Annotated in this window: 24 protein-coding genes; 5 read left to right on the plus strand and 19 right to left on the minus strand. The window is 53.7% G+C overall.

Features of this window, described 5'->3' with window-relative positions:
* Window positions 1-88: 88 nt before the first annotated feature.
* From AAC086_RS13895 to AAC086_RS13910, 4 genes are all read right to left on the minus strand, one after another.
* On the minus strand, window positions 89-2,086 hold the full coding sequence (locus AAC086_RS13895) for an acetyl/propionyl/methylcrotonyl-CoA carboxylase subunit alpha (RefSeq protein WP_339779432.1): 1,998 nt from the start codon (window positions 2,084-2,086) through the stop codon (window positions 89-91).
* A 17-nt stretch (window positions 2,087-2,103) separates the two neighbouring features.
* Complete coding sequence (locus AAC086_RS13900) at window positions 2,104-3,636, minus strand: acyl-CoA carboxylase subunit beta (protein WP_339779433.1); 1,533 nt, start codon at window positions 3,634-3,636, stop codon at window positions 2,104-2,106.
* A gap of 293 nt (window positions 3,637-3,929) precedes the next feature.
* On the minus strand, window positions 3,930-6,077 hold the full coding sequence (locus AAC086_RS13905) for a diguanylate cyclase (RefSeq protein WP_339779435.1): 2,148 nt from the start codon (window positions 6,075-6,077) through the stop codon (window positions 3,930-3,932).
* 277 nt (window positions 6,078-6,354) lie between these two features.
* Window positions 6,355-7,071 (minus strand): ATP12 family protein, encoded by a 717-nt coding sequence (locus AAC086_RS13910; protein ID WP_339779437.1) that lies wholly within the window; start codon window positions 7,069-7,071, stop codon window positions 6,355-6,357.
* Between the two features lie 275 nt (window positions 7,072-7,346).
* Here AAC086_RS13910 and AAC086_RS13915 point away from each other — a divergent pair, with 275 nt between their 5' ends.
* Genes AAC086_RS13915 through AAC086_RS13925 form a run of 3 tightly spaced genes read left to right on the plus strand, consistent with a single transcriptional unit; the run spans window position 7,347 to window position 9,987 of the window.
* Window positions 7,347-8,369, plus strand: a complete 1,023-nt coding sequence (locus AAC086_RS13915) for an ABC transporter substrate-binding protein (RefSeq protein ID WP_339779438.1) — start codon at window positions 7,347-7,349, stop codon at window positions 8,367-8,369.
* Window positions 8,370-8,407: 38 nt separating this feature from the next.
* Window positions 8,408-9,193: an ABC transporter ATP-binding protein gene (locus AAC086_RS13920; protein ID WP_339779439.1), complete on the plus strand. Its 786-nt coding sequence runs from the start codon at window positions 8,408-8,410 to the stop codon at window positions 9,191-9,193.
* Between the two features lie 23 nt (window positions 9,194-9,216).
* Window positions 9,217-9,987 (plus strand): ABC transporter permease, encoded by a 771-nt coding sequence (locus AAC086_RS13925; RefSeq protein WP_339779440.1) that lies wholly within the window; start codon window positions 9,217-9,219, stop codon window positions 9,985-9,987.
* Window positions 9,988-10,065: 78 nt separating this feature from the next.
* Here AAC086_RS13925 and AAC086_RS13930 read toward each other — a convergent pair whose 3' ends face one another.
* The gene (locus AAC086_RS13930; RefSeq protein WP_339779442.1) at window positions 10,066-10,890 is read right to left on the minus strand and encodes a dienelactone hydrolase family protein; all 825 of its coding nucleotides are present in this window, start codon (window positions 10,888-10,890) and stop codon (window positions 10,066-10,068) included.
* Window positions 10,891-11,284: 394 nt separating this feature from the next.
* On the opposite strand from AAC086_RS13930, the gene AAC086_RS13935 reads away from it, so the two are divergent.
* Window positions 11,285-11,899: an HAD family phosphatase gene (locus AAC086_RS13935; RefSeq protein WP_339779444.1), complete on the plus strand. Its 615-nt coding sequence runs from the start codon at window positions 11,285-11,287 to the stop codon at window positions 11,897-11,899.
* 85 nt (window positions 11,900-11,984) lie between these two features.
* Here AAC086_RS13935 and AAC086_RS13940 read toward each other — a convergent pair whose 3' ends face one another.
* Together AAC086_RS13940 and AAC086_RS13945 are read right to left on the minus strand one after the other, a co-directional pair.
* Window positions 11,985-12,485: a hypothetical protein gene (locus tag AAC086_RS13940; RefSeq protein WP_339779446.1), complete on the minus strand. Its 501-nt coding sequence runs from the start codon at window positions 12,483-12,485 to the stop codon at window positions 11,985-11,987.
* 9 nt (window positions 12,486-12,494) lie between these two features.
* Window positions 12,495-13,193 carry an HAD-IA family hydrolase gene (locus tag AAC086_RS13945; protein ID WP_339779447.1) on the minus strand — a complete coding sequence of 233 codons (699 nt, stop codon included), beginning with the start codon at window positions 13,191-13,193 and terminating at the stop codon, window positions 12,495-12,497.
* 282 nt (window positions 13,194-13,475) lie between these two features.
* On the opposite strand from AAC086_RS13945, the gene AAC086_RS13950 reads away from it, so the two are divergent.
* Window positions 13,476-13,733 (plus strand): hypothetical protein, encoded by a 258-nt coding sequence (locus AAC086_RS13950; protein ID WP_339779449.1) that lies wholly within the window; start codon window positions 13,476-13,478, stop codon window positions 13,731-13,733.
* A gap of 68 nt (window positions 13,734-13,801) precedes the next feature.
* On the opposite strand, the gene AAC086_RS13955 is transcribed toward AAC086_RS13950, so the two are convergent.
* The 12 genes from AAC086_RS13955 to secY all read right to left on the minus strand — a co-directional run bounded on the left by AAC086_RS13955 (window position 13,802) and on the right by secY (window position 24,847).
* A complete protein-coding gene (locus AAC086_RS13955; RefSeq protein WP_339779452.1) occupies window positions 13,802-14,872 on the minus strand; it encodes an RluA family pseudouridine synthase in 1,071 nt (356 codons plus the stop codon).
* Window positions 14,869-15,261, minus strand: coding sequence for a fluoride efflux transporter CrcB (gene crcB, locus AAC086_RS13960; protein WP_339779454.1), 393 nt, complete (start codon window positions 15,259-15,261; stop codon window positions 14,869-14,871). The genes AAC086_RS13955 and crcB overlap by 4 nt, the downstream gene beginning before the upstream one ends.
* A 282-nt stretch (window positions 15,262-15,543) precedes the next feature.
* On the minus strand, window positions 15,544-16,065 hold the full coding sequence (locus AAC086_RS13965; protein WP_339779456.1) for a DUF1499 domain-containing protein: 522 nt from the start codon (window positions 16,063-16,065) through the stop codon (window positions 15,544-15,546).
* 189 nt (window positions 16,066-16,254) lie between these two features.
* The gene (locus AAC086_RS13970; RefSeq protein WP_339779457.1) at window positions 16,255-16,860 is read right to left on the minus strand and encodes an NAD(P)H-dependent oxidoreductase; all 606 of its coding nucleotides are present in this window, start codon (window positions 16,858-16,860) and stop codon (window positions 16,255-16,257) included.
* A 102-nt stretch (window positions 16,861-16,962) separates the two neighbouring features.
* On the minus strand, window positions 16,963-18,273 hold the full coding sequence (locus AAC086_RS13975) for a replication-associated recombination protein A (RefSeq protein ID WP_339779458.1): 1,311 nt from the start codon (window positions 18,271-18,273) through the stop codon (window positions 16,963-16,965).
* 91 nt (window positions 18,274-18,364) lie between these two features.
* Window positions 18,365-19,786, minus strand: a complete 1,422-nt coding sequence (locus AAC086_RS13980; RefSeq protein ID WP_339779460.1) for a DegQ family serine endoprotease — start codon at window positions 19,784-19,786, stop codon at window positions 18,365-18,367.
* Window positions 19,787-20,191: 405 nt separating this feature from the next.
* Window positions 20,192-20,620, minus strand: coding sequence for a 50S ribosomal protein L17 (gene rplQ / locus AAC086_RS13985; RefSeq protein ID WP_339779461.1), 429 nt, complete (start codon window positions 20,618-20,620; stop codon window positions 20,192-20,194).
* Window positions 20,621-20,793: 173 nt separating this feature from the next.
* Window positions 20,794-21,810 (minus strand): DNA-directed RNA polymerase subunit alpha, encoded by a 1,017-nt coding sequence (locus AAC086_RS13990; RefSeq protein ID WP_339779462.1) that lies wholly within the window; start codon window positions 21,808-21,810, stop codon window positions 20,794-20,796.
* Between the two features lie 118 nt (window positions 21,811-21,928).
* Entirely contained in the window at window positions 21,929-22,321 is a 393-nt protein-coding gene (gene rpsK / locus AAC086_RS13995) for a 30S ribosomal protein S11 (RefSeq protein WP_339779463.1), read from the minus strand.
* Window positions 22,322-22,336: 15 nt separating this feature from the next.
* Complete coding sequence (gene rpsM / locus AAC086_RS14000) at window positions 22,337-22,705, minus strand: 30S ribosomal protein S13 (RefSeq protein WP_085593876.1); 369 nt, start codon at window positions 22,703-22,705, stop codon at window positions 22,337-22,339.
* 120 nt (window positions 22,706-22,825) lie between these two features.
* Window positions 22,826-23,470 (minus strand): adenylate kinase, encoded by a 645-nt coding sequence (locus AAC086_RS14005; protein WP_339779464.1) that lies wholly within the window; start codon window positions 23,468-23,470, stop codon window positions 22,826-22,828.
* 30 nt (window positions 23,471-23,500) lie between these two features.
* Window positions 23,501-24,847, minus strand: coding sequence for a preprotein translocase subunit SecY (gene secY, locus AAC086_RS14010; RefSeq protein WP_339779465.1), 1,347 nt, complete (start codon window positions 24,845-24,847; stop codon window positions 23,501-23,503).
* Window positions 24,848-24,928 lie beyond the last annotated feature (81 nt).

Consider the following 24,928-nt stretch of genomic DNA (forward strand, 5'->3'; position numbering starts at 1 on the left):
TCAAAACAACCACTACCCCGACACATTATCGCCTACCCACTAAACCTGACTGAAACGCGCGCCCCGCGTTGCGAAAGCAGCCCTGCCGTCAGTCTTTCTCGAACTCGATAATAATCGCATCGACCGAAAGATTGGCACCCTGCCGGGCATGAATGGTTTTAACCACCCCCTTGCTTTCAGCTTTCAGCACATTTTCCATTTTCATGGCTTCAAGAATGCACAGCTCTTGTCCAGGCTGCACAGTTTGCCCTTCCTCGACCGAGAGCTTGACCAAAAGGCCTGGCATCGGGGAAAGCAGGAAGTTTGACATATCTGGCGGGGCCTTGAACGGCATCAGTGTTTGAAGTTCGGCGACACGCGGGCGCAAAACCTTAATGCTGCGTTGAACACCATTGGCCGACAAACGATAACCCGTGCCTTCGGCATCGACCTGCACACATAAAGCTGTGCCATCGATTTCACCAAAAAACAGGTCATCGCCAATTTTCCAGTTTGACACGATCCCGAAACTGCGATCCTTAATCGCGACAATGTAATCGCCATTAACACCGTCAATTTCGATGTCAAACGGGGTATGCTCGTCCCCATTTACCGCAACCCAGCTTTCATGGATCGGTGCTGCGTTCTCGCAGACCTGGCCGGTAATGCCGCCATTGCGTTCTGCGACACGCTGATTGATATAGGCTGCCACCGTGATCAGTATTTGCGGATCGTCATTGGGTAAATCATCGGCGGAAAAACCGTCAGGGTATTCTTCGGCGATAAAATTGGTGGTAATATTGCCATCCTGAAAACGTTTATTGGCCATAACCGCCGCCAGGAACGGGATATTGTGTGCAATACCCCGAATGAAATAGGCATCAAGCGCGCTTCGCATATGATGGATGGCTTCGGCACGGTCTGCCCCATAGCTGACCAGCTTTGCCACCATCGGATCATAGAACATCGAAATTTCACCGCCTTCAAACACGCCGGTATCAACCCGAACAGTGTCGGTTTCGACCGGCGGCTGATAGCGGACCAGACGCCCGGTTGATGGCAGAAATTCGCGAAACGGATCTTCGGCGTAGATACGGGTTTCCATCGCCCAGCCGGTCAGGGTCACATCTTGCTGGCGCAGGGTCAGTTCCTCGCCAAAAGCAATGCGGATCATCCATTCCACCAGATCCTGCCGGGTCACAAGTTCGGTCACCGGATGTTCGACCTGAAGGCGGGTATTCATTTCAAGGAAATAGAAATTTTTGTCTTTATCGACAATAAACTCCACCGTCCCGGCCGAGCAATAATCAACCGCGCGCGCCAATGCCACCGCCTGTTCCCCCATTGCCTTGCGGGTTTTAGGGTCGATAAAAGGTGACGGGGCTTCTTCAACCACCTTTTGGTGGCGACGCTGGATCGAACATTCGCGTTCGCCCAAATAAATCGCATTGCCGTGTTTATCGGCCAGCACCTGAATTTCAATATGGCGCGGCTGCTCGACAAATTTTTCGATAAAAACGCGATCATCGCCAAAGCTGGATGCCGCTTCGGATGTGGCACGTTCGAACCCTTCGCGACATTCGGCATCGTTGCGTGCAATGCGCATACCTTTGCCGCCCCCGCCTGCCGATGCCTTAAGCATCACCGGGTAACCAACCTCGTTGGCAATTTTAACCGCTTCGTCGGTATCCGTGATCACGCCCATGTAACCCGGCACGGTCGAAACCCCGGCATCGGCCGCAATTTTTTTCGAGGTGATTTTATCGCCCATTGCGCCAATTGCCCCGATCGGCGGGCCAATGAATTCAACATTGGCTTCGGCCAGCGCCTTGGCAAAGTTTTGATTTTCCGACAAAAACCCGTAACCGGGATGCACGGCTTCGGCCCCGGTTTGCTTACAGGCATCAATGATTTTATCAATCAGCAAATAGGACTGATTTGACGGGGCCGCACCGATATGCACGGCCTCATCGGCCATTTGCACATGCAGGGCATTTTTATCGGCATCGGAATAAACGGCAACCGTTGCAATGCCCATTTTCCGTGCCGATTTAATCACACGGCAGGCAATTTCACCGCGGTTGGCAATCAGGATTTTCTTAAACATGTCGAGGTGCTCCGGGCTTACAGCGGGATATTGCCGTGTTTTTTAACGGGATTCTTGATGTCCTTGTTGCGCAACATCGCAAGCGACTTGCACACCCGGCGGCGCGTGCCGTGCGGCATAATGACATCATCGATAAAGCCCTTGCGCCCGGCGACAAACGGGTTGGCAAATTTCTGGCGGTATTCCTCGGTCCGGGCTTCGATCTTGGCCGGGTCTTTCATGTCGGCCCGGAAAATGATTTCCACCGCGCCCTTTGGTCCCATCACCGCAATTTCAGCACTGGGCCAGGCATAATTCACATCGCCGCGCAAATGTTTGGACGCCATCACATCATAGGCCCCGCCATAAGCCTTGCGGGTAATGACGGTCACCTTGGGCACCGTTGCCTCGGCATAGGCATAAAGCAGCTTGGCCCCATGTTTGATAATCCCGCCCAGCTCCTGTGCGGTGCCCGGCATAAAACCCGGCACATCAACAAAGGTGACAATCGGGATGTTATAGGCATCGCAAAAACGCACAAAACGGGCGGCCTTTTTGGAACTGGCAATATCGAGGCACCCGGCCAAAACCATGGGCTGGTTGGCAACAATACCAACACTTCTGCCATCCATGCGGGCCATGCCGATAATGATGTTTTTCGCGTAATCGGGCTGAATTTCGTAAAAATCGCCTTCATCCACAGTTTTATGGATTAATTCCTTCATGTCATAAGGCATGTTGGGGTTTTCAGGCACCAGGGTATCAAGCGAGAAATCATCGCGATTAACCGGGTCTTCGCAGGGGCGTGCCGGGGGCTTTTCCTTGTTCGATAACGGCAGGAAATCGATAAAACGGCGGGTTTGCAACAGCAAATCAACATCGTTTTCAAAGGCCAGATCGGCGACACCGGAAACGGCAGTGTGGGTCATCGCGCCCCCCAGTTCCTCGTGGGTGACTTCTTCGTGGGTGACGGTTTTCACCACATCCGGCCCGGTCACGAACATATAGGAACTGTCCTTGACCATAAAAATAAAGTCGGTCATGGCGGGGCTATAGACAGCCCCCCCGGCGCACGGCCCCATAATGAGCGATATTTGCGGAATAACGCCCGATGCCTCGACATTACGCTGAAACACATCGGCATAGCCTGCCAGGCTTTCGACCCCTTCCTGAATGCGCGCCCCGCCCGAATCATTCAGGCCAATCACCGGGGCGCCAACTTTCATCGCCTGGTCCATGATCTTGCCGATTTTGCGCGCATGTGCCCCGGACAACGCGCCGCCAAAAACGGTAAAATCCTGACTGAACACAAACACCAGTCGGCCATTGATCGTACCGTGGCCGGTAACAACACCATCACCGGGAATGCGGCTTTCGGCCATGCCAAAATCAACGCAATCATGTTCGACGAACATGTCCCATTCCTCGAAACTGTCTTCATCAAGCAGCACATCAAGGCGTTCACGCGCGGTAAGTTTGCCTTTTTCGTGCTGCTTGTCGATGCGCTTTTGCCCGCCACCCATCGCGGCGTCGGCACGCATTTCTTCGAGTTTGGTAATGATTTCCTGCATGCTGGCTGATCCTTGTTTGTGGCCCGGCCGGAATAAAAACAGCTTCCCGCGGGATGCGGGCGCAAAATTGCAATACCATTATTCGGTACTGGAATGCCAATTATTTTTACACGGGATATTTTAATACCGCAATGGCGCAAACGCCTGAATTACCTAACGTCAAAGGAAAATACCAAAAGGAGCAGGACTAAAGTCTACCCACATCAGAATCACCGCATATACCGCAAAACAGGAGAACCGGGGCAATTCAAGCACGGCAATACGAACAGGTCCTGCCCGAAAGCATGTTTCCTTTAAAGGGCATCGATTGTACGATACGTATTCCGCCCGTCTTCCTTGGCCTGATACAACGCACGATCAGCATTTCGATACAAAACCTTTGGCGGAATATCGGCCATGCCGGCACTGATGCTGATGCCGATGCTCACCCCGACATGAACCATGTTGCCTTCGATCTGCCGGGGCCGGTCAATTTCCTGAATAACGCGCCTGGCGGCCTTTTGGGCAATTGAAATGTCGGTAACATCACTCAGCAATACCGCAAATTCATCGCCGCCAAGCCGGGCGATAAAATCGCCCCCGCGAAACTGCGTTTGCAACCCCTGGGCCACATCCACCAGCAACGCATCGCCAACCGGATGACCAAAGGTATCATTGACTTCCTTGAAATGATCAAGGTCCAGCAACATCAGAACCACATTCTGACCGGCACTGGCACAGCGCTCAATCGCGCTTGAAAGACGATCGTCAAACTGATGGCGGTTGGCAAGGCCGGTCAGGGGATCGGACAGGGCCATGTGGCGAATACGTTCTTCCATTTCCTTGGCCGGGGTGATGTCGCTATGCGTGCCGGATAATCGCAAAGGAGCCCCCTCGTCGGACCATTCAAAAACCTTGCCCCGGTCCAGCACCCAAACCCAGTTGCCATCTTTGTGTTTGAGGCGGTATTCACAATCGAACTGGTCAATTTCATGGTCGAAATGACGGGCTAACAACGCATTGATTGTGCCGATGTCATCAGGGTGGCACAGACTGATCCAGCGATCGACATTACAGGGGCTAAGCTCTTCGAGGGTGTAACCGATAATGTCGGCCCAGCGATCATTCAGGCGCATATCGCCCGTCTGAATGTTCCATTCCCATGTACCCGAATTGGTGGCGCGAATAATTTCATCGAGACGCTGGCGCTCAAGCTGCAACTGGCGATTGGCTTCGATCAGGCGGCGTTCATATTCGTTGCGTTCGGTTATATCAAAGACAATAGAATTTATATATTCCCGCCCATTTAACCTGATACGGCCAGAATGAACCCGAACATCCCGAACGGCTCCACTGGCCAAGCGGTGCTGAAACGAAAAGACCGCAGACCCGTTACCGATGGCATCCTGGAGCGATTTGGAAATCACCCCACCTTGCGATATGTTGATATGACTGATCATCATGTTGCATAGCACATCATAACGATAACCATAAAACGCACAGGCGGCCTTGTTGGCATCGACGATTTTGCCACTGACAGGGTCAATCAGCAATTTCACAGCCGGGTTACGATCAAACATCTGGCGATACAGGCTTTCACGCTCGGCCATGGCGTGTTCGGCATCTTTCAGGTCGGTAATGTCGGAAAACGACACAACGACACCATCAAGGACATCCGTCTCCAGAACAAACAACGGCTGGGCATTAATGCGAACCCAAACCCGGCTATTGTCTGGTCGGGTAATTCCCATCACCACGCCAGATACCGGCCTCCGGTCACGCAGGGCCACCATTGCCGGGTGTTTTTCACCAGAAAACGGCGCCCCAAACTGATCGATACTGCACCAGCGGGGATCGGAGGCATCCCACCCCAGCAACTGATTCGCACTTAACCCCAGCAGGGCTTGTGCGGCCGGGTTGCTTTGCACGACCCGACCATTGGCATCATGCACCACCACCCCACCGGGCAGGATATCAAGCAAATGCCGGTCGCGCTGGTTGCTGTCATACAAGGCACGGTTTGGGGTGCTGTTCGGGGTCAGGGTGCTGATGGTGCCAACAATGGCAAAGTGCCCCGCATCCCCGCAGGGCACTTTCATCGCCTGCTCCACCACATCAAGCCACCGGCCATTTTTGTGGCGCAGGCGAAAACGTCGTGTCCGTGCTTTTTCACAGCCGAAATGCAGATCGCCATCAGAGGATAGCGCACGAACATCATCAGGATGGGCAAATTTCATCCACCAGCCGTCGGTAATTTCCCCGATATCAGCAATGTCATAACCCAGCATGAATTCAAGATTGGGGCTCATGCTGCTTTTGGCCGGACAAGACAGATCAATAAAATACAACAGGGGTTCGGCCCAAGAACACCCCCCATCGCCCGGTGACGCGGTTACCGCAACATCTTGGGCAATTTCCGACTTTTCTTTTAAACTGCTGTCGGGCTTAAAGCCTGTTTTCATGGGCGGTCCTCACGCTGCCCCGAGCAGCGCAAAACACATGTGGCAATTGCAGGTCAACAATGGCCCCGCCCTCCGGCGGCACCATTCCCCCCTTAACACGCAACTATACTTACATATTATAACGATAGGGTACTAATACAAAGGGGAATTAATACTTATGTATATTAAAGAAAGCATGCTTCAAATTGAACAACCCGGTCTGATCTTCGCGCACACCAAAGCGGCTCTGTGTCGAGAGCAGGAAGACAGGGAAATTTATTTTTGAAGATTTCAGAAATCAGGCGCGCAAAAGATCCAGAAACCGACCGGCGGCGACAAGCTCATGACGCAGTTTTTCGCGGCGGACTGTGGCTTCGGCGTCTTCGCCCCAATTTTCGATAGAATAGGTTTCATCGATCTGGGAAATGTCAAAGGCCTGTTCAGCATTTAACCGCCCATGAAAAACAGCCAGCCCAACAATAACCGACCCGGAAACCGTAATCAGGGTGTGCAATGCCGCCAGTTCGTGCGCATCCAACGGTTCGACGACATCCTGAATGGCAAGTAATGCGGCATCTTCCTGGACAACGGGCATCACCCCATGCGTAACGTTAAGCGAAATCGAAAAATTCGATTTCGCCCAATCAAGCAAGGGTTGCCAATGTTCGTCCTGCTTGTGGATCAAATCATCGGGATATTGGGCGCGATAACATAACAGGTCACTGCGGCCATACCCGGTCAGTTCGGCAATCACCGCCATACGGTTTGGGGCCACACGGTCAATCGCGGTGGCGGCAAGCTGCATGATCGGCATGGTTGCGGGCACAACATGGTCAAGCTGCGCATCCCATTCGGCCGCAATTGTTTCCGCCAGACATTGATTGCGCAGCACAAAATCAGCCCTGCCCGGCGTTTTTACAGCCCGGCCATCAAGATGAATACGCCACCCTGCCCCGTTTTCGTCGGGGGCGGTTGCAACCTGTTTGTAAAACCGTTTGATCGATGCATTTGCCATAGGGGCGATATGCCCAAATCCACCCAAAGACGCAAGCCATTTGATGCCAAAAACAGCATTCAGCCCCCATATTTAAGATTATTGCATATTTTTTACACAGAAAAATACCACGCCCATCTTTTACTCATTCCAGCAAAGGCTGGAAACCGCCTAAAGCTGCGGTGCGGTCAAAACGGCAAAAACATGGCACGGGCCTTGCTGGTATCATGCGGGTTTTAGGGCTTGAGGCAACAAAACATGTCGTGAAACGCGACACAATCAGGAGACTTCGACAGATGGGTAAATTCGGTTCACGGGTCGCGGCACTAACCCTTGGGGTGACGGTCCTGATGGCGGCACATGCTGCCAACGCAGATACGCCGATCAAATTTTCGCTCGACTGGAAATTTGAAGGCCATACCGCGCCTTATATCCTTGCCAGGAAAAAAGGGTACTTTGCCGACGAGGGGCTGGATGTAACGATTGATTCGGGCAATGGCTCGGTCGGCGCTATCACCCGGGTTGCCAGTGGCGCCTATGACATTTCCTTTGCCGATATCAATTCACTGGTTGAATTTAACGCATCCCACCCCGAACAGGCGATGAAGTCGATCTTCATGGTGTATGACCGCCCGCCCTTTTCACTTTTCATGTTGAAAAAAAGCGGCATCACCAAACCGGAAGACCTGAAAGGCAAAACCCTGGGTGCGCCTGTTTTTGATGCCTCGCGCAAGCTGTTTCCGGCCTTTGCCGAGGCGACCGGCCTGTCGATGGAGGATGTGAAATGGGAAAGCATGGACCCGCCCTTGCGCGAACCCATGCTGATCCGCGGCGATGTCGATGGCATTTCGGGTCATTATTTCACATCGGTTCTGAACCTCGAATCGCAAGGCATTAAAAAAGAAGACATGGTTGTCTTCAAATATGCCGATTACGGCCTGGATTTTTATGGTAACGGCATTTTGGCCTCGCGCGATATGATGGAAAATCATGGCGACCAGTTACGCGGCTTTCTGCGCGCCGTGGTGAAAGGCTGGCGCGATGCGATTGCCAACCCCGATGAAGCCATCGCCGCGTTGAAAGAAGTCGATCCGCTGATTGACACCAAACTTGAAACCGAACGCCTGAACATGGTGATCGAGGACAATATCATCACCGATGAAGTTCTCGCCCACGGCATGGGCCCGATTTCGACCGACCGCATGGCAAAAGCAATTGATCAGGTCAGCATGGCATTTGGCATTACAAATCCGCCCAAAGTTGCCGATATTTTCACCAGCATTTACATGCCCGGCGAAGCTGACCGCAAAATCAAATAAGCACCGCTTACAGACATAAAAGCAGGGAGAATACCACTGTGGCGAACAGTTTTGTCGAGTTGAACAAGGTCAAATTACGCTATAGCGAAGGCGATGATCTGGCTCTTGATACGACGGACATGAAAATCCGCAAGGGCGAGTTTATTGCCGTTGTCGGACCATCGGGATGCGGCAAATCCTCCCTGCTTAAACTTGTTTCGGGGTTAATGCCCCCCAGTGAAGGCAATGTTATTGTCGATGCCCACGAGGTCGCCGGGCCGTTAAAAATTGTTGGCATGGCATTTCAAAACCCAACCCTGCTGCCGTGGCGTACAACGCTGGATAACGTGTTGCTGCCGCTTGAAATTGTCAAACCGCATCGCAATCGCCTGCGCAAACACAAGGACGAATATGTGGCGCGCGCCAAGGCATTGTTGGCAACCGTTGGCCTTGAAGGCTACGAAGACAAACACCCGTGGGAGCTTTCAGGCGGGATGCAGCAGCGTGCATCGCTGTGCCGCGCCCTGATCCATGAACCCGACCTTCTGATGCTTGACGAACCATTTGGTGCGCTTGATGCCTTCACCCGCGAAGAACTGTGGGACATTTTGCAAAACCTTTGGATGGTGCGCCCCTTTACCGTCATTCTGGTAACCCATGACCTGCGCGAGGCGGCCTATCTGGCCGACACGGTTTATGTGATGTCCAAACGCCCGGGGCGTATTTTGGTGGCACGCGAAAATACACTTCCCCGTCCGCGCGATCAGGAAACCACCTTTACCCAGCCATTTATTGATTTGGTCCATGAGTTGCGCAGTCACATTCGTGATGTGCGTGCCGCCTAACCGCCTTTGTCAGGAAATTTACCATGACCAAAAGAACCAACCTGAGCAAAGCGTCCCCGTGGATCAGCGCAGCGGTGCTGTTTTTATTGTGGGAAGGCATCGTGCGGCTTTTTCATATTCCTGAATATGTTTTACCCACCCCGTCGGCCAGCCTTGAAGCCGCATGGCAATATCGCGATGCCATCTGGATGCACGCCGTACATACGCTCTACACAACCCTGTTTGGCTTTGCTATTGCCGTGGCGTTCGGCGTGGTTCTAGGTGCCCTTGTCGGGTCCAGCAAAGCAATTTACATTGCAGCAAACCCGTTGCTGGTTGGCTTTAATTCGGTGCCAAAAGTGGCATTGGTGCCCGTACTTGTGATGTGGTTTGGCATTGGCACAGTGCCAGCCATTATTACCGCTTTTATCATTTCGTTTTTCCCGATTGTGGTCAATGTTGCCACTGGCCTTGCCACCCTGGAACCCGAATTGCGCGACGTTTTACGCTCCCTTGGCGCCACGCGCACCGACATTCTGATCAAGGTCGGCTTTCCCCGTGCCCTGCCCTATTTCTTTGCTTCCCTTAAAGTTGCCATAACGCTGGCCTTTGTCGGTTCGGTCATTTCCGAAACCGTGGCATCCAATGTTGGCGTTGGATATTTGATGCTGGCGGCATCGTCAAAATTCAATATGCCGCTGGTTTTTGCCGGTCTGCTGGTGATCGCGGCCATGGGCATTGTGATGTATGAATTTTTCAACATCATCGAACGCCGCTCCACCAAATGGGCCAACCGCGCCAACCCGGACGGGTAATCGCCCAACTGGGCATAGAGACAAAAATGGCCCGGCATGCTTCATCACCGGGCCATTTTCATCACTGCGATCACATGATCAAACCAGTTTTTCGAAGAAAAAGTTCATGGTCCGTTGCCAGGCCAGCACGGCATTGGCATCGTCATAGCGCCCCCCGGTGGGGTTGGCAAAGGCGTGGTTCGCGTCGTACCAGAAAATCTGATAATCGGTTTTCCCGGCCGCTTTTAGCGATTTTTCAAACCCGTCAACCATCGCCTTGTTGATGCTTTGATCCTGCGTGCCAAAATGGCCCATCACCGGCGCGTTCAGGGTGGCCAGTTGTTGGGGTGTCTTGGCAACATTGCCATAATAAATAACGCAGGCATCAATATCGGTTGCAAGTGCCGTATTTAACGACCAGCCGCCACCAAAACACCAGCCGACCACGCCAACCTTGCCTGTGCAGTCCTTGTGGTCTTTCAAATATGCCACCGATGCCTTCATCTTTGCCGTTGCCGCCGTTGCATCCATCGATGCCATCAGGGATTTGGCTCCATTTGGCGTGGTTGCCGCAGGCTTGCCGTAAAGATCAACCGCCAGCGCGATATAACCCTGCTGGGCATATTCAGCCGCAGTTGCCCGGATCTGATCGTTCAGCCCCCACCATTCATGGATCAGAACCACAGCCGGTGCCGGTAACTTTGCCGGGAGAATGACTTCGGCAATCATGGTTTCGCCGGTTGGGGCGGTAACCGTCACCTTTTTAAGGGTCGATGCCGCCGCATGGGCCAAAACCGGGTCCGCCAGCACCACAGCCAGCGGCAAAATGGCAAGCCCTTTTAGAAACAAGCGCCGTTCCTGATCTGTTGCCTTGGGCGGCGGCCCCAAATGATCATGTGACCCACATCCATCAAGCGTACACATCCAAGCCTCCTGTTTATTGTTTAACCGCAATTAATCCGCGCGGGCCATCTGCTCTCGCCGCTATCGCAGGTTTTTCCCGGCAAATGCCGTTGATGAAAAAATGGTTCCTCACCTGCCCCAAAATGGCAAATCAAAGTTCTGTTATGCAGGGGCCGTTTTTTCGGTCCGCAGGGTGAAAATACTTGTTTTCCGCCACTGATTACAGGCCTATTGCCCTTCAACGGCACAATACCACCGTGATCTGGTTCACCTTTCCCCGGCCAACACCCGTTTTGCCAGGCTGGCGGATGGTAAAACTTTCTCAAAAACCGGGCTGTGGTTACATCACAACTTTAAATCATCGGGAAATGTGTTTTAGTCTACAGGTCGCAAATTACAATAACGGCAGGAACAGATGCAGGAAATTAAAACGGTATTGTTTGACCTTGGCGGCGTGCTGGTGGATTGGGACCCGCGTCACCTTTATCGCAAGATTTTTACCGATGGCACCGAAATGGAATATTTCCTGGGCGAAGTATGCCATCCGCACTGGAACTTCCTGCATGACAAGGCCGCGCTGGAATTTGAAAATTCCATTCCCGACCTGCAACACCGCCACCCCAAATATCACGACCAGATTGCCGCCTGGCGCGACCGCTGGCCCGAAATGCTGGCCGGGTCGATTGGCGGAACGGTCAGGGTGCTTGAAGACCTGAAACACCAAGACAAGGTTCGGCTTTATGCGCTAACCAACTGGTCACATCAGACCTGGCCCCATGCCCTTGAAAAGTTTTCTTTTTTGCAAAATTTTGAAGGCATTCTGGTATCGGGTCAGGAAAAACTGGCCAAGCCCGATCCGCGCATTTTCGAGCTAACCGCCAACCGGTTTGGTTTTGACCCCAAAACCACACTGTTCATCGATGATTCTGAAAAGAACATTCAACAAGCCCGCGAAATGGGCTTTGCCACCCACTGGTTTCGCGAGCCGACAAAACTGCGCAAGGATTTGATGGATCGCGGAATTTTGTGAACGCGGTCATGCAAACTACCGCCCAAAACAACGGGCCGGTGGCATAATACCACCGGCCCAAACTGTTTAACCTGCCCCAATCGGTCTATTTTTTCACGTCCCGCAAATAGGTTGCGAAAACGTCGCCAAAAACTTGCTGCCAACCCGTGATGTAACCCTCACGCACGGCTGTTGCGATATCCCCCAGGTTTTCCCATTCCCAATGCACCAGTTTGATCACACAATGGCCAAAGGCGTTTTGGTCAAAGCTGACACTGACACGGGTATAATCGCCGGTATCCCAGCCCGGGTGCCAGGTAAAGGCAACCTGTTCGCCCGGCAGCCAGATTTCGATCTTGCCCCAGGTAATCGGCTTACGCCCGCGCGCTGTTTCAATGATTTCGCCCCCCAGCCCCGGCTGCATTTTAATGCCGGTGCATTCTTCGCGCGAAATGGTGTGGCTGGCGCGCGGCCACCATTCATTGAAGTTTTCGGTAAAGGCAATAAAAGCCATTTCGGGATCACGCGGCACTGTAATTTCAACAGTAACGGGATCAAGCAAGGCGCGGTCCGTCGGCCCTTCAGCGATAATATTTTCGTCTGTCATATGCTTGCCTCAGGCCGTTTGGGCGGCCGGTTCCCATAAATCATCCAAAAGCGCGGGTAACTGGTCAAAATGATCAATAACCGCATGCGCCCCGGCTAAATGCAATTTTTCGCGATCATGATACCCCCATGCCACCCCAATCGACAGCATTCCCGCCGCCCGGCCCATTTCGATATCAAAGGTGGTATCGCCGATCATGGCACAATTGCGCGGATCAACGCCGGTTTCCATCATCGCGGCTTCCAGCATCGAGGGATGCGGCTTTGACGGATGATTGTCGCACGTCTGAAGCGTTACAAACCGCCGTGACAGGTTATTGCGGTCCAGCACGGCATCCAGTCCGCGACGCGCCTTCCCTGTTGCCACACCCGAAAGCCATCCGCGCTGATCAAGGGTATCTATCACCTCGATCACGCCCGGAAACAGGGGTTCAAAAAAATCAGGGCTTTGCCGCAGGGTAAAAAACGCCGACTTATAGCTGCTGGTCACCGCCTCGATCAGGGGTGCTTCCAAAAAGGCGGGGCGGGCCAGATGCGCAATCGCTTCAGGCAAGCTAAGACCAATGATGGAACGGGTATTTTCAAGACCGGGGCAATCCAGCCCATGTTCAGCAAAGGCATGGTCCATGCAATGGGCAATGGCATGCTGGCTGTCCACAAGGGTGCCGTCACAGTCAAATATCACCAGTCGCAGCAAATCTTTCGTCATTCACAAACCCTGAATTATGTTCCGGCCACGCTTTTAGCATGGCAATCCATTATGGCCATCGATCGGAGAAATTGTGGCAAAGCTGTCTTTGCCATCCAATCGCGCGGCACACCGATAGGGTCTAGCGCAAAGTACGAGAAATATCGAGTCTTCCGAACAAAAGAAACGCGTGACGCAACCAGTGTGCAAGTCGTTCAACCTACGGGAAAATAAAGATGCCTGTTTTTTATTAGATTTAAGTCATACAATTAGGCGTGGCCCCGAAACAGACGGGAGGAAACCATGCTAACCCTTAAGGACTGCTTCGACTTTAGCGACCTTACCGAAGCCGAAATCTGCGCGATTGCCGAATGCGAGCATATTCCGATCATCAGCGCCCTGGAAGAAGGCGACAATCTGGTTCACAGCGCACATGGCCGCAAGCGCATTGCCAAAATGCTGCTGCAACGGGCAGAGGAATGCGAATTGCATGGCAAGGATGACCACGCCGCGCAATTACGGTGCATTCACAAGGCCTTTATCACCCGCTTTGGCCCCTAAGGAGCGGGCGCGGATGAACGACGCCTTTGAAAAGGTGTCAGGGCCAATCCTGTGGCCTGGCAAGGCCATTACCGCCGGGATTCTTCCCGGCGGAAGGTCTTTTTCTCTTTTTCGCGGTGAATTTCAGGCGTCAAAAACTTGGTCGCGGTTTTGGGATCGAAATTCAGCGTTTTCATGCTTTCGCTAAAATGCGGCGGCACCGGAGCCTCGATAATCACGCGATAGCCGGTAATAGGGTGCGGAAAATCAATGGCGCGGGCATGCAAATGCATCTGGTTAGACAAACCATCGCGAAATGCCTTTGTCCCCCCATATTTACCATCGCCCAAAATCGGGCAGCCCATCGCCTCGCAATGGGCGCGCAACTGGTGGGTACGACCGGTAAGCGGCGACAGGGCCAACCAGGCCGCCTTACGACCGGCACGGGCCAACTGGCGATAAATCGTCTGTGCCGATTTGCCTTCTTTGGTGTCGATCACCATTTTCTCGCCGCTTTTGCCGCCCTGCTTGGCCAACGGGGCATCAATCATGCCTTCGCGTTCGTCCGGCGCGCCCGAAACCAGCGCCCAATACAGTTTCCGCGTGGTTTTATCCTTGAACGCCCGGGTCAGCGACGCTGCCGCCGACGCGGAACGGGCCAACAGCAACACACCACTGGTATCTTTATCAAGACGATGAACCAGTTTGGGGCGTTCCTTGCTATCAAGTTTTAACGCATCAAGCATGCCATCAATATGCAGCGCCGTATTGGTGCCGCCCTGTACAGCCAAACCGGCCGGTTTATTAATCGCAAGCACAACTTCGTCATAAAACAGCACAGAATCGCGCAAGGCCTGCAAATCTTCTTCGCTGGCATTCACATGGGCGGGGCCGGATTTAACGCGCGACTCATAGCCCCCCTCGCGCCAGGCGGTTTCACCGCCCCCCGACATGACAGGGACCGGCGGCACACGAATTTCCTGGCCCGACTCAACCCGTTGGTTGGCCTTGGCCCGTTTACCATCGACACGGATCTGCCCGCCACGCAAAAATTTCTGGACCTGGCCGAATGTAAATTCAGGACAGTTGCGCTTGAACCAGCGATCCAGGCGAAGTTCCGCCTCGTCCGCCTTGACCCGACGCAGGGTAACACCGCTCATTGGACGGCTCCTCGTACTAATGCCATTGCCCCGAACAGGGCGGAAATGCCAACAAAAACCGATACCGTGACATAAAGGGCCGCCAACGCGAAACTGCCGCGCTCATAAAGCGTCGCAACATCCAGGGAGAAGGTCGAAAACGTGGTAAACGCCCCTAAAAACCCTGTAATAACAATTGCGCGAATTTCAGGCCCTATCGAAAATTTAAGTGCGCCCAGTTCAATGACAAGCCCCATGATGAACGAACCGATAATGTTGACAGCAAAGGTTCCCCACGGAAACCCGTGACCCAACACGGAATTCATCCAGCCAGAAACAACATAGCGCGACATAGCCCCCAACGCCCCGCCAAGGGCAACACAGGCAAAAATGATCGGTGAAAATTGCATGGCCGGAAAGCTAGTCCTTCATTGTTCAAATGTCACATGCGAAAACCGCACGGGCGACAAGCACCTTCGCACGGATCAAATGACATGAAACCGTTCTGGCACCCCCTGCTCTTTTACCCGGCCTCAATCGAAAACCAGCCGCAAGGCGGCGCGCACAGCCCCGGATGTACCAGAGGATCGCGATACAGGCAATATGATCATCGCAAAACGCGCCACAAAGCACAACAAACCGGGCATTATCCCCGGTTTAGAGCATTTGGTCGCCATGGACGGCCTGAATTTCTAGTTTACAACCTTTAACTGTGTCATATGGCCCAGTTGCGAAACCAGCTTTTTCAGGCGTTTTTCGTTGGCGCCAAAGTCGTCGGCACCATAAACTGACCGGCTATACCCCAAAAGCTGGCTGGTATTGTCTTCAACCGGCGTTGCTTGCAGGTCAACCCAATCGGGAAATCTGAAAACCGGGCTGCGCAGTACAATGCGCAAATGCAGGGTTTCGCCATTTCGCCATGTCATTTTGCCGCCCATTTTTGCAACAACGTCCTCAATCCGGCTAAACAGCTGGGCGGCACTTACCGGATAAACCGGGCTTTCAACCTTGCGAATGGCGGGCGGGCAGTGACCGCTCCCGCAGACCAGGTAAAAATTAGGCTGCGTTGGCAGCACCATTTCCGACGAAAAGCGGGTTATTTCAGGCTCGCCTGCGGGCAGCATTGAATCAAGCAACCCGCTAAATCGCACACCTGCAAATGTCAGACCTACAACCGCTACAAGCCACATCATCAAAATAATAAACCGCGACACACAGGTCCCCTTGTTTCATCCGCAGACACGGGCCACTTTGCCAGATCGCCCGGTAGAACCAAAGGATATTAGAGCATGAAATCGCAAAAACAAAAGACCGGTGCGTAAAAACACCGGTCTTTGTCATCAAATACAACGCACAGGGGAATTACCCCAAACATGCAATGCTTTATCGTCTTAAACCGCTAATCAGGCAGCAGTCGGCAAAGCCACAGCTTCAACATTGGCCAAACCGGTTGCCATTGCCTTTTCCGCATCCACACCAAAGCCCGATGCTTCAATTACGGTAACGTCGGTAATACCGAGGAATGCCAGGAACTGTTTCATGTAAGGGGTCGCAAAATCGACCGGGCTGTTGACCGGAACGCCACCAGTTGCCACGACCAGATACGCCTTTTTACCGCCAAGGGCGCCAACCGGGCCGTTTTCGGTGTAATTAAAGGTAACGCCAACGCGGGCAACCATGTCGTTCCATGCCTTTAAGGTCGACGGAACAGCAAAGTTATACATCGGCACACCGATAACAACGATGTCGGCGGCCTGCAATTCGGCAACCAGGGTATCGGAATTTGCCAACAGCGATTTTTGTGCATCGCTGCGGTTATCGGCCGGGGTGAAATATGCGCCAACAACGTCGCCGCTCAGCGCCGGGGCAACATCTGCGTCAAGCACCCGCGAGGTCACCGATACCGAAGAATCAGCGGCCTTGATGCGCTCGATCAGTTTCAGGGCCAACTGGCGGCTTTTGGAATTTTCGCCGTTAACGGACGGATCGATATGTAAAATCGTGCTCATAAAGAAGTCTCCAGACTGGGTATGTTGTTATGGTCACACCATACCAATTTCGCCAATGAAGACTATCCACCGAGTACTCACATGTTTGTTTCCGTTTTTGTCCTAATCGCCGGATCCACGTTTTTGCCGTTCCTGGCGCAAGCGGGCAAAATAATCGACCCTTTTGCGCAAATCGCGTTCAAATCCGCGTTCCACCGGTTCGTAAAACTGCTGGCGACGCATACCTTCGGGGAAATAGTTTTGCCCCGAAAAGCCATCTTCCTGATCATGATCATAGGCATATCCTTGCCCGTAACCAATTTCCTTCATCAGTTTGGTCGGCGCATTCAAAATATGTGACGGCGGGGTTAGGGAACCGGTATCTCGCGCAATTTTCGCCGACCGGTTATAGGCATTGTAACCCGCGTTGGATTTCGGCGCCAGGGCCAGGTAAATCACCGCCTGCCCCAATGCCAGTTCGCCTTCGGGACTGCCCATGCGTTCGTAACTTTGCCAGGCACCCAGGCATATTTGCTGTGCCTGCGGGTCCGCCAGGCCAATATCTTCAATCGCCATGCGCAGCAAACGCCGCGCCACATATTTCGGGTCTTCGCCCCCGGCCAGCATCCGGTTGAACCAGTAAAGGGCGGCGTCCGGGTCCGAGCCGCGCACTGATTTATGCAGCGCGCTGATCAGGTTATAGTGGCTGTCATCGCCCTTGTCATAGATCGGCACCCGTTTTTGCACCACACGCGACAATTCGGCCACGCCAAGCGGCCCCTCGTCACTGGCGGGCAACATAAACAGTTCTTCAGCCATGTTCAGCAAATAACGCCCGTCACCATCGGCCATGGCGCGCAGGGTAACGCGGGCTTCTCCGGTTAACGGCAGATCAAAGCCCATTTCGGCTTCGCTTCGTTTAAGCAGTTCTTCCAGTGCCGGGTCATCCAGGCGCTTTAACACCAAAACCTGGCTTCGCGATAATAGTGCGGCATTTAGCTCGAAGGACGGGTTTTCGGTTGTAGCCCCGATCAGGGTGATGGTGCCATCTTCAACATAGGGCAAAAAGCTGTCTTGCTGGGCCTTGTTGAAACGATGAATTTCATCAACAAATAACAGGGTACTCGCCCCGGTGCTACGTCGCCCGCGTGCGCGGTCAAAAACCTTGCGCAAATCGGCAACGCCCGAAAAAATTGCCGACAGGGGTTCAAACGCCATATCGGCAATATCTGCCATCAAGCGGGCCAGCGTGGTCTTGCCACAGCCCGGCGGCCCCCACAAAATAACCGAGGGCACACGTCTTGTTTGGGTCATCCGGGTCAGCGGGCCGTCATCGCCAAACAGATGATCCTGCCCGACCACCTCGGTCAACTTGCGCGGGCGCAGCCGATCTGCCAATGGTCGCGCAACCTGACTTTCAAACAACGATACCATGCCTGCCTTTTAACCTTTCGTGCGTTTCCCACGCACTTATCAAACAGATGTTCCGGCGCAAAGCGGCCCCGGAACATCGTATATCACCATCTTACAGCGTATAGTCAGCTGTCAGGGTTTTGCCATCGCGTTTAACCGCAATCGACCAGTTACGGCCCTTTTCGCCCCTTTTCAGGGCCGTTTTAAGGTCGCTAACGCTGGTAATGTGGTTTTTATTCACATCCGTAATCAGATCGCCAGGTTTCAGGCGCGCCTGCCGGGCCAGACTGTTGCCAGGAACTTCAAGAACAATAACACCGCTCATCAGGGTATCAATGCCCAGTTCATCGGCCAGTGCCGGGTTAAGATTGGCAATTTTTGCACCCCCAAACGGGTTACGGCCGCCAATAACGGTTTCGTCACGCGCCGGTGTTTCCGGTGCCACTTCCAGCGGCACGGAAACATCCTGTTTGCGTCCGTCACGCCAAATGGTTAACACCGCGTCGCCTGTGGCCTCAAGGGTTGCAATGCGAAACCGCAGGCCATTGGGGTCGTCCACTTCCAACCCGTTAACCGCAACCACCACATCGCCCGCTTTTAACCCCGACCGACGCGCCGGGCTTTGCGGATGAACAGCATTAATCAGCACCCCGCCAGGACGTTCAAGGTCAAGAGAACGCGCCAAATCCGCCGTCACGGTCTGCCCCGACGCCCCAAGCCACGGGCGGCGCAAATCACCACTGATCAGGCCACGCATCACGACCTTGACCATATTCACCGGAATGGCAAAACCAATGCCGTTCGAACCACCTGATTTGGTAAAGATGGCCGAATTCACCCCCACCAGATCACCGTTCATATCGATCAGCGCACCACCGGAATTGCCCGGGTTGATCGCCGCATCCGTCTGAATAAAGGACTGATAATCCTGCCCGGTTACACCAGCACGCGCCAGGGCGGAAACAATACCGCTGGTCACCGTTTGCCCAACACCAAACGGATTCCCAATCGCCAGCACCAGGTCCCCGACCTCGACATCGTCGGAATCGCCAAGTTTCAGGGTCGGCAAGGCTTCATGTACGTCTTGAAGTTTGAGAACGGCCAGGTCGGTGCGCTCATCCGCACCAACCAGTTTGGCATCAAATTCACGCCGGTCATGCAGAACCACGCGTATTTCGCTGGCACCGTCAATAACGTGGCGATTGGTAACAATGGTGCCATCGGGCGACACAATCACGCCAGAGCCAAGTGATCGTTCGATCCGCTGGCGCGGTGCACCAAACGCCCCGCCAAACCGGTTGCCAAAAAACTGGCTAAAAAACGGGTCATTCATAAAAGGGTTGGCAGGTCGCGACGTCACAACCTTTTTGGTAAAGATGTTTACCACGCTTGGCGCTGTTTGTTTGACCAGCGGCGAAAACGACATCTTGATTTCGGCATCACTGGTTGGCAACCGTCGTTCAGATGCGGCGGCCTGATGATGCCACCCCCCTGCCAGCACTGCCATCCCCATTGCCAGTACCAACGCGAACATTCCAATCTTTTTTGCCTGCACGTTTCTCTCTTCCATGCTTGAGATGGGTGGCTTTCGACATCCTGCGACACCGGCGTATCGTCTGTCCGTGCGGGCGGACAGTTCATTTTTTAACGGAATAACTTCCACCGTGCTGGCGCATATCTGGCAACAGGCAGAGAAACCGGGGCCGGTTCACGCTGGTTTTGAAAACCCTGGGACCCAAAAGATTTAGGCTCAAAACCGCTTGCCCGCAACCATCGACCGCCCGGTTGGCGAAATCACCGCGATTACGGTGCGTTTTCACCCCGTAATCGCCCGATAACGACACCCGAAGACATCCCCGCCCCTATGCCAGCGGCCATAAAAAAACGGACGATGCCCGAAAGCACCGCCCGTCTGTTTCTTCGGCCAAGATAACCGGACTTATTCGTCCGAACCTTCGGCTTCGCCCTCTGCTTCGAGGCGGGCGCGGTCTTCTGCGCCTTTTGCTTCCGGGTCACGATCAACAAGTTCGATCAGTGCAATCGGAGCCGCATCGCCGTAACGGAAACCGGCTTTAAGAACGCGGGTGTAACCACCACTACGATCTTTATAGCGTTCAGCAATAACGCTAAACAGCTTGGAAACAGCCGTTTCGTCACGCAGGGTCGAAAGCACCTGACGGCGTGCATGCAGGTCGCCCCGCTTGCCCAGCGTAATCAGTTTTTCGACATACGGGCGAAGATCTTTGGCCTTCGGAAGAGTCGTCTTGATCTGTTCGTGAGTGATCAACGAAACAGCCATGTTGGCAAACATTGCCTTACGATGGGACTTCGTCCGATTAAGTTTACGGCCTTGCATACCATGACGCATGAGTACTCTCCTTCTGGCTTGGCTTCGCGCGCGAAACCGATTGTGAAACCGTAACGCCACCCTGAAAACAGGTCATGCACGTACGGTGCGGGCAATTATGCCCAATCAGGATGTTAATCCTGTGCTGGACCGCAGAACGCGTTCCATATCGACCCGCAGGCCAAAGCCCCGTCTTAGAACGGGTCTTCGAACTTGCGTGCCAGATCTTCAATATTCTCGGGCGGCCAACCGCCGACTTCCATCCCAAGATGCAGGCCCATCTGTGCCAGCACATCTTTGATTTCGTTCAGCGACTTACGACCGAAGTTCGGCGTACGCAGCATTTCTGCTTCGGACTTCTGAACCAGATCACCGATATAAATGATGTTGTCGTTCTTCAGGCAGTTTGCCGAACGAACAGACAATTCAAGCTCGTCAACCTTGCGCAGCAAGTTTTTGTTGAACGGCAGTTCGTCTTCTTTCTTCTCTTCGACAACCGTTTCGGGTTCTTCGAAGTTCACGAACAGCGACAACTGGTCTTGCAAAATGCGTGCAGCAAGGGCAACCGAGTCTTCCGGGGTAACCGAACCGTTGGTTTCAACCGTGATCGACAATTTGTCGAAATCGGTATCCTGGCCAACACGGGTGTTTTCAACCTTGTAAGCGACCTTGCGGATCGGGCTGAAAATGGCATCGATCGGAATCAGACCAATCGGTGCATCAGCAGAGCGGTGCGCAGTCGCAGCAACATAGCCCTTGCCGTTTTCAACCGTAAATTCGATATTGAGCGTCGCGCCATCATCAAGGTGGCACAGCTCAAGACCCGGATTAAGGATTTCGATATCGGCACCGGTTTCAATCTGACCTGCGGTGACGGCACCAGGGCCGGTCGCCTTCAGAGTCATTTTCTTCGGACCTTCGGCATGCATGCGCACGCCCAGAGTCTTGATGTTCAGGATGATGTCGGTAACATCTTCCCGGACCCCCGGGATCGACGAGAATTCGTGTAAAACGCCATCGATCTGGATTGCAGTAACCGCTGCCCCCTGGAGGGATGACAGCAGAATGCGACGCAGCGCGTTGCCCAGGGTCTGACCAAAACCGCGCTCCAGCGGTTCGGCCACGATCGTACCGACGCGGCTGGCGTCTGTACCCGGGGTAACATCAAGCTTCGTCGGCTTAATCAGTTCCTGCCAGTTCTTCTGAATCACGAGACCCACCTTCGCAACTGGAGCCTAGGGTAATGTGAGGTGCTACGCACCCCAACGAGAAACGCGAACAGGCCCGGTTTCCCGGGCCTATACGCGGGTCGTCCGCAGATCGGCGCGATTAGACGCGACGACGCTTGCGCGGACGGCAACCATTGTGCGGAATCGGCGTCACGTCTTTGATCGACGTGATGTTAAAGCCGACAGCCTGAAGCGCACGCAAAGCCGACTCACGTCCCGAACCCGGGCCTTTGACTTCGACTTCAAGAGTCTTCATTCCGTGTTCAGCAGCTTTTTTACCAGCGTCTTCAGCAGCCATCTGGGCTGCATAAGGCGTTGATTTACGCGAACCACGGAAACCCATGCCACCAGCGGTCGACCAGGCAATGGTATTGCCCTGGACGTCGGTGATGGTGATCATGGTGTTATTGAAGGTTGCGTTAACGTGGGCGATGCCGTTCGTAATATTCTTACGCTCGCGGCGACGCACACGAGTCTGAGGTGCTTTTGCCATAATCGTTCCCCTACCTTACTTCTTCTTGCCAGCAATCGGCTTAGCCGGGCCCTTACGGGTGCGGGCATTGGTGTGGGTACGCTGACCATGCACCGGCAGACCGCGACGATGACGCAGACCGCGATAGCAGCCCAGGTCCATCAGACGCTTGATGTTCATTGCGGTTTCACGACGCAGGTCGCCTTCGACGACGTAATCAGCATCGATAACTTCGCGAACACGCAGAACCTGATCGTCGCTCAGCTGGTGAACACGCTGCTGCGCTTCGATACCAGCTTTCGAGCAAATTTCTTTAGCTTTCGCCGGACCAATACCGGTGATGTAGGTAAGCGCAATCACGACGCGTTTGGCAGTCGGGATATTTACGCCAGCAATACGAGCCACTGTGTGAGACTCCTGTTTCCTGTTAACAAACCCTGCGGCAGATCCGGTTGGGTAGAGCGCGGCAAAAGTGGGCCAGCATTACTGCCAACCCGCCAGCAAAAAGACGCCCTGCCCGGGAAATTACCCCAGGATGGCTTCAATCTCGCGCGTAACTTCGTCGATTTCGGCCATGCCGTCAACTGTTTTCAGCTTTCCATCATTTTCGTAGTACGGAATGATGGGAGCAGTCTGCCTGTGATAGGCTTCCAGTCGGGACGTAACCGTTTCGGCGTTGTCGTCTGCACGACGCTTAAATTCGGTGCTGCCACAAACGTCGCACACACCTTCGACCTTGGGTTTCTGGAATTCATCATGATACCCCTGCCCGCATTTGGCACAGGTAAAGCGGCCAACAATCCGGCGCACAAGCGCCGCATCGTCCACACGCAATTCAATAACGTAGTCCAGTTCAAGACCTTTATGTTCCAGCATCACATCCAGGGCTTCCGCCTGGGCTGTGGTACGTGGAAATCCATCCAGAATGAAACCGCCCTTGGTGTCATCCTGTTCAAGACGTTCGGAAATCAAACCGATCATAAGATCGTCGGAGACAAGGTTCCCTGCATCCATGACTTCCTTGGCTTGTTTGCCCAGCTCCGTACCGGCGGCAACTGCTGCACGCAGCATGTCACCGGTAGAAAGCTGAATCATCCCGCGACCCGTTTCAAGCCGTTTGGCCTGGGTCCCTTTGCCGGCACCGGGCGGGCCGAGTAGGATAATGTTCATCGTTACCCCCTGATAGTCGCGTGGACAGTCTTATCGGCGACGTCCACGCAGTTTCGATTTCTTGATCAGGCCTTCATACTGATGTGCCAGCATGTGCGACTGAACCTGTGCCACAGTATCCATAGTTACCGTGACAACGATCAGTAAGCTAGTACCACCAAAGTAGAATGGTACAGACCATTCCGCGATCAACAATTCTGGCAGGATACACACAAAAGCCAGATACGCGGCACCCAAAACCGTCAGGCGAGTCAGAATAAAGTCAAGATGGGCCGCCGTATTTTTGCCCGGGCGGATACCCGGAATAAAGCCGCCATGCTTCTTGAGGTTGTCAGCTGTATCGTCCGGATTGAACACAACAGCCGTATAGAAAAACGCAAAGAACACGATCAGAGCGATATAAAGCGCAATATAAAGCGGCTGCCCGCGACCGAGTACGGCGGTAACCGTTGTCAACCACGCCGGTGCGTCTGCCCCCGCCGTAAACTGGGCCACCGAGAGCGGCATCAGCAACAGCGAACTGGCAAAAATCGGCGGAATAACACCGGCAGTGTTAATCTTGAGCGGCAAATGCGAGCTTTGCCCTTCCATCACCTTCATGCCAACCTGGCGTTTCGGGTACTGAATAAGCACCCGGCGCTGTGCACGTTCCATAAAGACGATAAAGGCAATGACGCCCACGGCCATCACAATAATCGCAACAATAACCAGGGCTGACAGCGCACCGGTACGGCCAAGTTCAAGCGTGCCGGCAATGGCGCGCGGCAGGTTGGCAACAATCCCGGTGAAAATGATCAGGGAAATACCGTTACCGATACCACGCTGGGTTACCTGTTCGCCCAGCCACATCAGGAACATTGTACCGCCAACCAGCGTCACAACCGCAATGAGGCGGAAGAACATTCCCGGCTCGTGGACGGCAGCGCCGCTTGAGCCTGACATGCTTTCGAGACCGACAGCAATGCCCCACGCCTGAATGGTCGCGATCAACAAAGTCAGATAGCGGGTATATTGATTAATTTTTTTCCGACCCTGCTCACCCTCTTTTTTATATTGCTCAAGAGCGGGTGAAACGGTCGTCATCAACTGAATGATAATAGAAGCAGAGATGTAGGGCATGATGTTCAAAGCAAAGATCGTCATGCGGCTTAAAGCGCCGCCTGCGAACATGTCAAACATGCCAAGGACACCACCCGCATTCTGCTGGAAAATATCAGCCAGAATGGACGGATCCACGCCAGGAACAGGAATATATGTTCCCAGACGGTAAACAATAAGCGCCCCCAAAGTGAACCAGATACGCTTTTTAAGCTCAGTCGCCTTGGAGAAAGACGACCAGTTCAGGTTCGCGGCAAGCTGCTCGGCGGCCGATGCCATGCACTCATCTCCCAATACACTAAAACCGGAGGGTCCGGGCCCATGCATGATGGAACCGGACCCTCACGTCGTTACAGAGGC

It is taken from the genome of uncultured Thalassospira sp. (assembly GCF_963976115.1).
In the GTDB taxonomy this organism is placed as follows: domain Bacteria; phylum Pseudomonadota; class Alphaproteobacteria; order Rhodospirillales; family Thalassospiraceae; genus Thalassospira.